Origin of the sequence: Streptomyces sp. NPDC058964 (assembly GCF_042741275.1) — a bacterium.
In the GTDB taxonomy this organism is placed as follows: Bacteria; Actinomycetota; Actinomycetes; order Streptomycetales; family Streptomycetaceae; genus Streptomyces.
The window spans coordinates 1-13,149 of the sequence record NZ_JBHYKH010000244.1; the positions used below are offsets into that span (position 1 = coordinate 1).

The following is a 13,149-nucleotide window of genomic DNA, read 5'->3' on the forward strand; positions in this document are numbered from 1 at the left end:
GAGTACGTGACGCTGCGCGGCCCCTCCGCGGCGGTCGCCAAGAACATGAACGCCTCCCTGGAGCTGCCGACCGCCACCTCGGTCCGCGCGGTCCCGGTGAAGCTGCTGTTCGACAACCGCATCGTCATCAACAACCACCTGAAGCGGGCGCGCGGCGGGAAGATCTCCTTCACGCACCTCATCGGCTTCGCGATGGTCCAGGCCATCAAGGCCATGCCGTCGATGAACTGGTCCTTCGGCGAGAAGGACGGCAAGCCGACCCTCGTCAAGCCCGCGCACGTCAACCTCGGCCTGGCCATCGACCTGGTGAAGCCCAACGGCGACCGCCAGCTCGTCGTGGCCGCCATCAAGAAGGCCGAGACCCTGAACTTCTTCGAGTTCTGGCAGGCCTACGAGGACATCGTCCGCCGCGCCCGCGACGGCAAGCTGACGATGGACGACTTCACCGGCGTCACGGTCTCCCTGACCAACCCCGGCGGCCTCGGCACCGTCCACTCCGTCCCGCGCCTGATGCCCGGCCAGTCCGTGATCATGGGCGTCGGCTCCATGGACTACCCGGCGGAGTTCCAGGGCACCAGCCAGGACACCCTGAACAAGCTCGGCATCTCGAAGGTCATGACGCTCACGTCGACCTACGACCACCGGGTGATCCAGGGCGCCGCGTCCGGCGAGTTCCTCCGCCAGGTCGCCAACCTGCTGCTCGGCGAGAACGGCTTCTACGACGCCATCTTCGAGTCGCTGCGCATCCCCTACGAGCCGGTCCGCTGGCTCAAGGACATCGACGCCTCGCACGACGACGACGTCACCAAGGCCGCCCGCGTCTTCGAGCTGATCCACTCCTACCGGGTCCGCGGCCACGTCATGGCCGACACCGACCCGCTGGAGTACCGCCAGCGCAAGCACCCCGACCTCGACATCGTCGAGCACGGCCTCACGCTGTGGGACCTGGAGCGCGAGTTCGCCGTCGGCGGCTTCGCCGGCAAGTCGATGATGAAGCTGCGCGACATCCTCGGCGTGCTCCGCGACTCGTACTGCCGCACCACCGGCATCGAGTTCATGCACATCCAGGACCCCAAGCAGCGCAAGTGGATCCAGGACCGCGTCGAGCGCCCGCACTCCAAGCCGGAGCGCGAGGAGCAGCTGCGCATCCTGCGCCGCCTGAACGCGGCGGAGGCCTTCGAGACCTTCCTGCAGACGAAGTACGTCGGCCAGAAGCGCTTCTCCCTCGAGGGCGGCGAGTCGGTCATCCCGCTGCTCGACGCGGTCCTCGACTCGGCGGCGGAGTCCCGTCTGGACGAGGTCGTCATCGGCATGGCCCACCGCGGCCGCCTGAACGTGCTGGCCAACATCGTCGGCAAGTCGTACGCGCAGATCTTCCGCGAGTTCGAGGGCAACCTCGACCCGAAGTCGATGCACGGCTCCGGCGACGTGAAGTACCACCTGGGCGCCGAGGGCACCTTCACGGGCCTGGACGGCGAGCAGATCAAGGTCTCCCTGGTCGCGAACCCCTCCCACCTGGAGGCCGTCGACCCGGTCCTGGAGGGCGTCGCCCGCGCCAAGCAGGACATCATCAACAAGGGCGGCACGGACTTCACGGTCCTGCCGGTGGCGATCCACGGCGACGCGGCCTTCGCGGGCCAGGGCGTGGTGGCCGAGACCCTGAACATGTCGCAGCTGCGCGGCTACCGCACCGGCGGCACGGTCCACATCGTCATCAACAACCAGGTCGGCTTCACCGCGGCCCCCGAGTCCTCGCGTTCCTCCATGTACGCGACGGACGTGGCCCGCATGATCGAGGCCCCGATCTTCCACGTGAACGGCGACGACCCGGAGGCCGTCGTGCGCGTCGCGCGGCTCGCCTTCGAGTTCCGCCAGGCGTTCAACAAGGACGTGGTGATCGACCTCATCTGCTACCGCCGCCGCGGTCACAACGAGTCGGACAACCCGGCCTTCACCCAGCCGCTGATGTACGACCTGATCGACAAGAAGCGCTCGGTGCGCAAGCTCTACACCGAGTCCCTCATCGGTCGCGGCGACATCACCCTGGAAGAGGCCGAGCAGGCCCTGCAGGACTACCAGGGCCAGCTGGAGAAGGTCTTCACCGAGGTCCGCGAGGCCACCTCCCAGCCGCTCCCCTCGACCGCCCAGGAGCCGCAGGACGGCTTCCCGATCGCGGTGCCGACGGCCGTCTCCGCCGAGGTCGTCAAGCGGATCGCCGAGTCCCAGGTCAACATCCCCGACCACATCACCGTCCACCCGCGTCTGCTGCCGCAGCTGCAGCGCCGGGCGGCCATGGTCGAGGACGGCACGATCGACTGGGGCATGGGCGAGACCCTGGCCGTCGGTTCGCTGCTCCTGGAGGGCACCCCGGTCCGTCTGGCGGGCCAGGACTCCCAGCGCGGCACCTTCGGCCAGCGCCACGCGGTGATCATCGACCGCGAGACGGGCGAGGACTTCACCCCGCTCCTCTACCTGTCCGAGGACCAGGCCCGCCTGAACGTCTACAACTCCCTGCTGTCCGAGTACGCGGCGATGGGCTTCGAGTACGGCTACTCGCTGGCCCGCCCCGACGCGCTCGTGATGTGGGAGGCCCAGTTCGGTGACTTCGTCAACGGCGCCCAGACGGTCGTGGACGAGTTCATCTCGTCGGCGGAGCAGAAGTGGGGCCAGACGTCCGGCGTCACCCTGCTCCTCCCGCACGGCTACGAGGGCCAGGGCCCGGACCACTCGTCCGCCCGCCCGGAGCGCTTCCTCCAGATCTGCGCCCAGAACAACATGACGGTCGCGATGCCCACGCTCCCGTCGAACTACTTCCACCTCCTGCGGTGGCAGGTGCACAACCCGCACCACAAGCCGCTGGTCGTCTTCACCCCGAAGTCGATGCTGCGCCTCAAGGCGGCGGCCTCGAAGGCGGAGGAGTTCACCACCGGCGAGTTCCGCCCGGTCATCGGCGACGCGTCGGTGGACCCGGCCGCGGTCCGCAAGGTCGTCTTCTGCGCCGGCAAGGTCTACTACGACCTGGAGGCCGAGCGTCAGAAGCGCGGTGTGACGGACACGGCGATCATCCGCATCGAGCGCCTGTACCCGCTGCCGGGTGCCGAGCTCCAGGCGGAGGTCAACAAGTACCCGAACGCCGAGAAGTACCTGTGGGCCCAGGAGGAGCCGGCGAACCAGGGTGCCTGGCCGTTCATCGCGCTCAACCTGATCGACCACCTGGACCTGGCGGTCGGCCCGGACGTCCCGCACGGCGAGCGTCTGCGCCGCATCTCCCGCCCGCACGGCTCGTCCCCGGCGGTGGGCTCCGCGAAGCGCCACCAGGCGGAGCAGGAGCAGCTGGTGCGTGAGGTGTTCGAGGCGTAGGTTCCCCGCATCACCACGAAGGGTCCGGTCCCAGGGTTGGGGCCGGGCCCTTCGGCCTGTCCCGGCCGCATCCGGCTCTTCCTCCCGCCGTTTCACGCACGCGTGCCGCGGGCCGGGTCCACGGCCTGCGTGACCGCGGCCCAAGGTGGTCCGCCGCGGGGTGGACGCACGTCGGAACGCGAAGCGGTCCTTCGGGCGCCCGGCCCGTCGGGTTCGCCGGGCGCCATGCGGTGGGAGAAGCCGACACCCGGCCGCGTCAGCTGGTCTGTGGTTCGAAGTCCCAGTACGGACGGTTGCGTGAACGGGCCGAGATGGTGTGGGCGTGCTGCCTGCCGAGCGTCGCCTCCAGGTCGGTGAGGGCTTCCTGTTCGGTCTTCTCCGCCTGCCGGCGGTCGCGCATGCCGCGCAGGTCGGCCGCGTACGCGATGCGTGCCGACAGGGTGAGGGGATGCGTACGGCCCAGAGCCTCGGCCGCGCGGGTGACCGTGTCCTTGCTGAGCGACACCGCGGACTCGGTGTCACCGACGAGGTTGCGCAGGGCGGACGCGTTGATGGCGCAGCCCAGGGTCCAGGGGTGGTTCTCCCCCACGGCTTGGGTCATGCCGGCCAGCGCCTGCTCGATGAGGACGTGCGCGTGCTCGCGTTCGCCGACGTTGCGCAGGATCAGCGCCTGGTTCGCGCGCGCTCCGGCCACGAAGGGATGGGTGTCGGCGAGCAAGGTCTCGTACCGGGCGACGATGGCCTCACTGAGTGCCCGTGCGTCGTCGATGTCGCCGTTCTCCCGGGCGAAGCAGCTCTGGGCGCAGGCGAACATGAGGGTCCACGGGTGGGTCTCGCCCATCACCCGCTCACCGCGTTCCAGGACACGAACGAGCAGTTCCCCGGCCCGCGCGCGCTCACCGCTGCGGTAGTGGCACAGCGCCAGGTTGTACTCGGCGTTGAGGGTCTGCGGGTTGTTCTCGCCCATCACGAGCCGGTTCTCTCGTAGGCTCTGCGTCTGGTTCGACTCCGCCTCGGTGTACCGGCCCAGCAGCCGCAGGTCGATGGCGTACGAGATCTGGGATTTCAGCGTCCACGGGTGCCGCCCCCGCAGCAGCGCTCTGCGTGACTCCATCACCTGCTGGTCGAGTTTCAGCGCCCCCGCGTAGTCGCCGAGCAGCCGTAGCGAGACGGCGACGTTGTTCTGCGCGTTCAGAGTGCGGGAGTCCTGTTCGCCGAGGAGCTCCTGGTAGGCGGCCAGGATCCACCGGCACAGTTCCAGCGACTCCTCGTAGCGCCCCAGGCCGCGCAGGTCGGCGGCGAGGCCGCTGGCCGCGCGCAGGTGCTCCAGGTCGTCCGCGCCCCGCTCCTCGCGCAGGTGCTCGACGGCCGCGCGGTTGAGGACCTCCGTGCGCTCGTACTCACCGGCGGCCCGCAGCACGTTGACGTAGTGGAAGGACAGCTCCCAGATCCTCGGATGGCTTTCGCCGAGCAGCGACCGCCAGGCCGCCATCGCGCGCTCGCCGAGCTTGATGCCGGCCACGTACTCGCCCGAGAAGTACATGTAGCGCAGGCAGTTGAGCACCATCGACTGGACGCCGGGGTCCTTGCTCTGCAGGACGTCCGCGTACTTCAGGTGCGGCACGATCTCGGCGTAGCCCGGCCACAGGCGGGTGTCGGTGGGCCTGCGCGGGTCCGCCGCGGCCAGGGCCCGCCGTACGACGTCGATGAACTCGGCCCGGTCCGCGTCCGGCATGTCGTCGTGGACGATCTGGTGGACCATGCGGTGCAGGTAGAGGGCCTCGCCCGAGGAGGACGTCTCGTCGCCGCCGATCTCGTGGGACTCCAGCCGGACCACCGAGTACTGGCGCAGCTGGTTGATCGCCTTGTTCCACAGCAGCGGATCGTTGAGCAGACCGGCGACCTGTTCGGGCAGGTCGTCGCTCGGCATCTCCTTCAGCAGGCGTACGGGGATGAAGCCGGGCGCGAAGAAGGTGCACAGCCGCAGCAGGTCGACCGACTCGGGGACGGTCTCGCGGAGCTTGTTCAGCAGTATCGACCAGGCGGTCTGGAAGGCGAGCGGGAAGTCCGCCGACACCTTCACCACGTCCTGATCGATGCCGCCCTCCAGCAGGGCGATGTAGTCGTCGACGGACAGGTCGGAGTCGTTCAGCCAGCCGGCCGTCTGGTCGAGGAGCAGTGGCAGGTCCTCGAGCGCCTCGGCGAGCTGGTCCGCCTCCGCCTCGGTCAGCCGTGGGGCCCGGCGCCGGATGAAGGCCACGGACTCGTCGCGGTCGTAGACCGGCACCTCCAGCAGCATGCTGTTGTGCTCGCTCCACTCCGGGTTGCGCGAGGTGACGATCACATGGCCCGGACCCGTCGGCACCAGGTCCCAGACCTGGTCGGGTTCGTCCGCGCCGTCGAGGATCAGCAGCCAGCGCGCGTACGGGTCGCCGCGCCGCAGCGAGTCCCGGACCGCGCGCAGCCGCTCGCCGTACTCCTGGCCGGTCTGCAGTCCCAGCTTCGGGGCGAGTTCGGCGAGGCCGCGCCGATAGGTGACGCGCTTCTCGGCGTTGACCCACCAGACGACGTCGTACTCGGAGCCGAAGCGGTAGACGTACTCGGCGGCGAGCTGGGTCTTGCCCACGCCGGACATCCCGTGGAAGGTCACCACGCCAGCGCCCGGTTCGGCGGTCGTCAGCTGGTGGTAGGCCTCGTTGAGGATGCGCTCGCGGCCGGTGAAGCGGGTGTTGCGGCGCGGAACGCCGCCCCACACCTCGGGCATCGTGGCCGGGAAGCGGGGGCCGCGCCGTGCGCCGTCGGCGGATTCCGGCAGCGGGTCGGCGGGCAGGTCCAGCCGCTCCAGCAGTCGGCGTTCGGCCTCCTCGGCACCCAGGTTGATCAGGCCGGTGGCGGCCAGTACGGCCGTGGCGGACGGCACCGGGGCCGTGGTGAGCGACACGGCGGCGAACCGCGAGGGGTCGGGGGCCACGACCTCGCGCAGTGCCGCGTTCCATTCCTCGTGGGTGCGCGGACCCAGTTGGAAGTACCACTCGCTGACGATGACGAGGATCCGGCCCTCGGCCAGTTTCAGGTCACGCAGCAGATCCACCAGCGGCGTCTCCGCCGGAGAGTCCCAGCGCTGGAACACCACACGCAGGCCCCGACGCTCCAGCCGGTCCCCGATCCACGCCGCCCAGGCCCGGTTGAACCCGGCGAAGCTGATCGTGACGGTCTGTTTCGCCGCCTCCCCCGCGGTCGACCCGACCGGCGTACGAGCTCCAGACATGCAGTGGCCTCCTGCGCGTTAGTCCCGAAAAATCCTAGAACCTCGGCGCATCGCTGGTAAGTGCGGCGCACCCGCGAACGTCACCTCGGCTCGACGGATCTTGCCGCAGTGTGCGGTGCCCGACGGGCATCTTCACTCTTTCGGACGCGGGACTGCCGAGGACTGCCGCTGCCACCACAGGGTGCGCGCCGCCTTCAGGTACGCCTCCGCGCGGGCGACATGGCCGCGGGGCGCCGGGTGCGCGGCCATGCGCTCGTGGGCGACGACCATCTGGTCGACGAACCGGCGGCCCTCCACGGTGAGCTGCGGCGAGCCGACGAGCGCGGGCAGCACGGCGCCGACCTGGGCCCGGTAGCGGGCGTGCTGGGCCCAGGCGGACTCCGTGTGCGCGCCGTCCCCGGCGAGCGCCCGGCGCTGGAAGAAGTCAGCCAGGGCCAGGTGCGCGTAGGCGCCGTGCAGCAGACCGTCGTACGGGCGCGGATCGGGCCGCCAGGGAGCGAAGTAGCGTGCCTCGGATCCTGACTGATGAAGCGTCACCATATCGCCGAGGGCGCCGAGTTTGGTGTGCTGCAGTTCGTGGACGAGCATGGCGGCGAAGGCCACCGGCGTGGGCGGGAGGCTGCTCAGCAGGGCGCCGAAGGCCTCGCGCCTGGTCGCGCTGCTGCCGCCCCGGCCGTCACCCGGCGGCATCTCCAGGGGCACCAGGCAGCGCAGCAGCGCCAGCGCCTCCGTCAGCCGGTGGGCGCCGCCCGCCCGCAGGGCCGCCGCCGTGCCCGACCAGACCTGCAGCCAGCGTTTGCGTTCCGCGTCGTCCAGGGTCGTGGGACCGCTCTGTGTCGGGTGCCGGGGCTCGCCGCGGGCCACGCGATACGGGTCGAGGTCGTCCAGGGGTACGGGCCCGGCCTCGCCGGTCAGCCCGGGAAGTGCGTGCGCCGGGGTCCACGCGAGCGTCCCGGACCAGGCTCCGAACCCGCTCTCCGGGAACACGACGGCGTCCGCCGCGTCGCGCTGGCGCAGGACCAGCCGGCCTTCCCGGGAGACCATCTCGACCGTTGTGTCGCCGCGCGTCGCGGTGTGCAGACTGCCGAGCGACGGAAGGACGAGCACCCCGTCGTGCGCGGTGAGCCGAATCGTGAAGGGGATCCCCGCACGCGCCGCGGACACCGCGGCGAGCGCGCTGAAGTGGGCCAGGGACCGCGCCAGTTCACGTGACCCGTCCGGGGACGGCGGGCCGTCCGCCCGGTCCAGGCCGCGCAGACAGCGCAGCGCCCACGGTCCGGCCAGCGGGTAGAGGAGCCGGGTGCGCGCGGGGGACGCCCCGCGGTGGCCGGCTGGATCGGCGGGGGTCCGGCCGGCCGGCAGTGCCCGGTCCGCCTCCGTCAGCAGCGCCCAGTCGTCGAACAGCCGGGTCCTCGCCGCGGCCGGCAGCACGGCGGCGTCCGCCGCGTCGAGGAGGGCGCGCAGCAGGAGCAGCCGCCGGGTGTCCTGGTCGCGCGTCAGGAGCGCCAGCGTGTCGGGGCTGCCCTCGGTGCGGCCGAGTTCGTCGAGGGCACGACCCGGGACGGCGGAGAGCGTCACGGCATGCTCCTTTCGGGAGGGACCGGGACGGTGCCGAGAACGTTCCCGGCGACCCGCGCGGCCACATGACGGATGAACCGCTGCAGGTCGGCGCAGTACACGGACGGGTTGCGGAACCCGCTCCCCGCCCGGTAGCGGTGGGCGTAGTGGCCGCCGCCGCAGACCGCCAGCAGCGGGCAGGCCCGGCATCCGCCGGCGAGCGCGGTCGCGGCCGCCTGCCGGGCGCCCACCCCGGGATGCCGCAGGGCCTCGTCGAAGTCGTGCCGGAAGACGTCCAGCCCGGTGCGGGCCGCGCCCTCGTAGGCGGACTTCAGCGAGTCCACCTGCTCGATCGATCCGTCCGTCTCGACGACCACGGCGTCGAAAGGGGCGAGCCCCAGCGATTCGGTCGCCGCCGGAAGGCCCAGCAGCAGCGCGATGCACTCCTCGAACAGCCGGACCCGCGTCGTCCGCCGCCCGGACTCCCACCAGCGGTCGAAGACGGCGCACAGCCAGTCGCCGTACACCGCGCCCGTGGCCTCCCAGTGGGGCGGTGGCGCCGACCAGTTGCCGTGCGGCAGCAGCAGGTCCAGGGCCGGCGGCCCGAGGGCGAGCAGGGAGTCGTACATCAGCACCGGGTCCTGCGCGGGGTCCACGACCGCGAGGATTCCGGCGTACGACTCCGGGAAGCGCTCGGCGACCAGACGCGCTCCCCGGGCGGCGGCGGGCCAGGAGGGTCGGCCGGCGTGGTCGACGCGTCGTGAGTTGAGGGCCGCGACGCCTCCGTCGAGGCTGATGCCGACGCCTACCCCGTGGCGGGCCAGGACGGCCAGGCGCTTCACGGTCAGCAGGGTGGCGTTGGTCTGGACGGTGGCGCGGACCGCGCAGCCGGCCGGGACCCGGTCGCGGACCAGGGCGGCGAACCGGCCGAGTGTCTCCGCGCCCGCCAGCAGCGGCTCCCCACCGTGCAGGACGAGGGAGAGCACACTCAGGTCATGGGCGCGGGCGTGTTCGGCGATACGGGACGCCGTGCGGTCCAGGACCTCGGCGGACGCGGCGGCCGGACGGGTGCGCCAGGTCCGGTCCGGGCCCTCGTAGAGGTAGCAGTAGCTGCAGGCGAGGTTGCAGCGGCCGTGCATCTTGACGACGAACTGCCGGAACGGAACGGCGTGTCCGGGCTTCGCGTCGAGCACAACCTCTGCGGACACGCCAACACCCCCATGCGGTACGTCCGTGTCATGGCCCGGCTCTCCGGATACCGCTTGCCGCCTCGGCGAACGTCTCAAACGTCGCGCCGTCCACACTGGCCGATTCACTGGGCAACGCGACCGAAACGGCGCAGCGGCACGCGCTACGGGACCTTCGGAACGAAGTCCGGGGAGGATGCCCGGGAACGAAGCCCGGCAACCGTCGGAACGCGGTCTCGCGACCGAGGCATCAGAACGAGTTGTTCCACCCCCAGAGCGTCTCGCTGGGCCTCCTCGAGCGCTCGCGCAGTTCGGCCAGCACCTCGCGCAGCACCGGGTGCCGGACCGTGCGCAACTCGGCCAGGGCGAGTTCCGTCAGGTCCGGCAGCGGCTCCGCCGGATCCGTGGCGCCCGGCGGCTGTTCGGCGTGTTCGTCCGTTCGGCTCATCCCGTTCCCCTTCGCGTCCCCGTGGGGTTCCGTCGTCCCGTCGTCACTCCAGTTCCGCCAGGCGGTCCGCCGTGTCCTGGGCCGTCGGAGTGCCCGTACCCAGGCTGCCCGGCGGCAGCTTCGACCACTCCGCGCGGGCCGAGCGGTAGGCCTCGCGGGCGGCCCGTGGGCGGGCGGCCGCCTCGTAGGACATACCCCGCAAGTGCAGTGCCTGCGCACCCAGTTCGACCGCCTGCTGCCGACGGCCATCGGTTTCCGCCGCCTCCCCGGCCTCCCGCGCGGCCTCGGCGGCGGCCCGGAAGGCGTCGACCGCCTCGTCCAGGCGCGCCGGGCGCCCCAGACTCCGGTACGCCTCGAACTGGACCTGGCCCACCTCCAGCCAGCACCGCGCGGCCAGCAGTGGATCGTCGGCCCCGGCCGCCGCGAGACCGAGGAGGTACTCGGCCTCGCGCAGGTCGACGCGGTCGCCGCGGGCGTAGTAGCGCAGCATCAGGGCGCGGCCGAGCAGCAGGAGACGGCCGGCCAGCGCGGGACTGCCCACCGGCGTCTCCGTACGGCAGTCCCGCAGGACGCGTATCGCCCGCGACAGGGGCTCCTGGGAACGGCTTGCGGTGTCCAGCCCGGCCCGGCGCAGCAGCACTTCCCCCCATTCCGCGAGCACGTCGGCGTGGGCCGAGGCGTCGCGGGGCATGCGGTGCGCGGCCTCCTCGAAGTACCCGGCCGCGGACTGGAGTTCACGGAGATCACGGCTGTCCTCGTACCGGGCCACGCCGATGCGCCCGGCACGCGTCAGCAGGGCGGCTCGCGGGCCCCCTTCCCGGGTGTCCCGCAGCGCCTCGTCCACGCGGTCCCGGGCCTCGTCGAGCGCGTCGCCCGCGGCCAGGAGAGCGTCCACCAGGTCGAGCAGGACACGCACGCGGGAGGGCACGGTGCTCTCCCGTTCGCCGTCGAGCGCGTCGCGCAGGGACCGCGCGCTCTGCTGGGCGTACCGGCGGGCCTGTTCGCCGTCGGCGGTCGTACCGGACAGCCACAGCAGGACGCGGCCGTGGGCGAGGGAGAGTTCGGAGGGGCGCCGGCGGATGTCGGGCCAGACGTCGGCGAACGCCTCCAGCATGCCGACCGCGCTCTGCAGCAGCGCGCTGTCCCCGCCGAGCCGCCACTGGGCCTCCAGGGCGCCCACCCGCTCGAGGGTGAGCCGCAGCGCCTCCGTCTCGTCCAGGTCGGGAGCCCCGCAGGCGACCGCGTACTCGCGGTCGGCGCGGCGCAGCAGGTCGAGGGCGCCGCGCTGGTCGCCGTGGCGCCTGCGGTCGGTCGCGGCGGCTCGCAACACCCTCGCCAGCACGGCTCGCTGACGTACGGCACGGGGGTGCGAGACCGCCAGGTCGGCGGCCGACTCCGCCTCCCGCAGCAGTTCCGCGCCGCCCTGCATCTCCCACAGCCGCAGCACACAGTGGGCGTACTCGGCCCACAGTTCGAAGTCCCGGCCCACGGGCACCTCGTGCTCGGTGGCGCCGCGCAGCAGCTGAACGGCGTCGATGAGGTCCTGCACCATGCCCTCGCGGTCGAACCGCTCCACCAGGCCGCGGGCGCGGGTGACCGCCGGGTGCGCCGGGCGGTCCTCGGCCGGATCCTCTCGCTCGCGGCTGCCGTACAGGGCGAAGTGCTCGGGCAGCGGCATGAACCGCTCCAGCACCTGCGCGGCGACCTCGGCGAACGGCTGCGGGACGAGGGTCGCGGTGCCGTTGTCACCGTTGCCCACCGGGTATCCGGCGCCGGCCGCGTACGGGCGCCCCGCACCGGTGTCCCCGCCGTCGCCGAGCTGGGCCAGGGCGAGGGCGGGAAAGTTCGGTCCGCTCTTGCCGTACCGCTGCTCGATGTACTCGGAGCAGTGTTTGAGCACGAGGATGGCCTCGTCCCGCCCGAGCGGCGACAGCAGTGACTCCCGCACTCCCGGGGCGAACTCGTACCAGGGCACGCCGTCCGTCGCGTGATCCTCCACGGCCCGCGAGACCAGGCCGCTGAGCAGGACCTCGGCGAGTTCGGAGGGGCCGGAGCCGGGCATCATGGTGCGCTGCACCAGCTGCATCACGGGCAGGCACAGCGGGGCCGCGGCGAGGTAGGCGGCCAGCCGTCCGGCGGCCGGGGAGGCGGTGGAGCGGAATCTGCTGACCAGTTCGAGCGCGGAGGGCCGGCGGCCGGGGCGGGCCGCGTGAGCGGCCCGCTGATCCGCGCGAACCCAGCCCACCGCGCCGGCCACGGGCCCTGCCCCGGCCCCGGACAGCAGCCGCGCCCAGGCCCCGAGGGCCACCGGTTCCGGCGGCAGCACGGGCACCGGCAGCTCGCCCCTGCGGGCCTCGGCGGCCGGCCCGGCGGGCGTGCGCACCCGGAGCGCGGCGGCGCCGCCCAGAGTCTCGCCGCGGGTCAGTTCGCCGTACGACACCGGGAGCCGGGTCCGGTTCCACATGCGCTGGGGCAGCGGCTGGAGGACGGCGACCGGGGCCTGCCGGGCGAGGTGGTGCAGCAGCCGGTGGGCGTGGCCGCTGCGCCACAGCGGGCCGGCGCAGTCGCTGACCAGGAGGGTGATCCGGCGGCCGGTCGGGTCGCTGAGCCGGTCGGCGGAGTGCAGCGGCGCGGCCTGCGGCTCGGGGCTGCGGCTGACGGCCGGTTCGCCGTCCGGACCCTGGTGCAGATGGCTGACCTGGATGTCCCAGAAGGCCCCCAACTGGCCGAAGACCTGCTCGAGTTCGGCGAACATGCGGTCCCACACGCGCATCGAGGAGGAGGCGTCCATCACCAGTTGCAGCCGGGCGTCCCCCCGGATCACGGCCCGCCGGACGGGCAGGATCAGACCGCCGGCCCGGGCGCTGAGTTCGGCCGTCGCCGTCTCGTCCAGTTCCGTGCGCAGTGGTGGTGCGGCACTCCGGTATGCCTGCAACGGCCGTAACGCGCGCTGGAGTTCGAGCGGGGCGGGCAGGACGGGCGCGGCGGGCACGCCGATGGGCAGTCCGGTGGCCCGGCCCGGCCCACGGGTGTGCGGAACGCCGCTGTGCGGCAGCGGGTACAGGCTCACCCGCCGGTCGGGCCCTACGGCGGCGGGCAGCGGTTCCGGACCGGGCGTGCGCTCGCCGCCCTCCGGGACCGGTGCGGCCGTGCGGCCGCCGAGCGGGGGCTCGGGGCCCCCTTGGCGGAGTCGTCCGCCCGGGGTGGCCGTCGGTCGCTCGCCGGCCCCGGCGGGGGCCGCCGGCCGGGCCCACCGCGCGAGCCACAGCGCGTCGCTCAGCGCTTCGGCGTCCGGGTCGAGACCGATCTCCCGCAACCGCCTCACGAGT

Annotated in this window: 6 protein-coding genes; 1 reads left to right on the top strand and 5 read right to left on the bottom strand. The window is 72.4% G+C overall.

Features of this window, described 5'->3' with window-relative positions; genetic code table 11:
• A partial coding sequence (locus tag ACFW2E_RS26730; RefSeq protein ID WP_384469614.1) for a multifunctional oxoglutarate decarboxylase/oxoglutarate dehydrogenase thiamine pyrophosphate-binding subunit/dihydrolipoyllysine-residue succinyltransferase subunit occupies positions 1–3,360 on the top strand: 3,360 nt, incomplete at its 5' end.
• Between the two features lie 256 nt (positions 3,361–3,616).
• Here the strand turns inward: ACFW2E_RS26730 and fxsT are convergent.
• The 5 genes from fxsT to ACFW2E_RS26755 all read right to left on the bottom strand — a co-directional run.
• The gene (fxsT, locus tag ACFW2E_RS26735; RefSeq protein WP_384469615.1) at positions 3,617–6,628 is read right to left on the bottom strand and encodes an FxSxx-COOH system tetratricopeptide repeat protein; all 3,012 of its coding nucleotides are present in this window, start codon (positions 6,626–6,628) and stop codon (positions 3,617–3,619) included.
• Positions 6,629–6,760: 132 nt separating this feature from the next.
• A complete protein-coding gene (locus tag ACFW2E_RS26740; protein ID WP_384469616.1) occupies positions 6,761–8,206 on the bottom strand; it encodes an aKG-HExxH-type peptide beta-hydroxylase in 1,446 nt (481 codons plus the stop codon).
• Positions 8,203–9,393 (bottom strand): FxsB family cyclophane-forming radical SAM/SPASM peptide maturase, encoded by a 1,191-nt coding sequence (locus tag ACFW2E_RS26745; RefSeq protein WP_384469617.1) that lies wholly within the window; start codon positions 9,391–9,393, stop codon positions 8,203–8,205. The genes ACFW2E_RS26740 and ACFW2E_RS26745 overlap by 4 nt, the downstream gene beginning before the upstream one ends.
• A 229-nt stretch (positions 9,394–9,622) precedes the next feature.
• Complete coding sequence (fxsA, locus tag ACFW2E_RS26750; protein ID WP_384469618.1) at positions 9,623–9,820, bottom strand: FxSxx-COOH cyclophane-containing RiPP peptide; 198 nt, start codon at positions 9,818–9,820, stop codon at positions 9,623–9,625.
• Positions 9,821–9,863: 43 nt separating this feature from the next.
• Positions 9,864–13,149, bottom strand: a 3,286-nt coding sequence (locus ACFW2E_RS26755) for an SAV_2336 N-terminal domain-related protein (RefSeq protein ID WP_384469619.1), incomplete at its 5' end; no start/stop codon positions are given.

Excerpts from the sequence above, each read along its gene's own strand:
- fxsT (WP_384469615.1), bottom strand. The coding sequence starts at position 6,628 with ATGTCTGGAGCTCGTACGCCGGTCGGGTCGACCGCGGGGGAGGCGGCG.
- fxsA (WP_384469618.1), bottom strand. The coding sequence starts at position 9,820 with ATGAGCCGAACGGACGAACACGCCGAACAGCCGCCGGGCGCCACGGAT.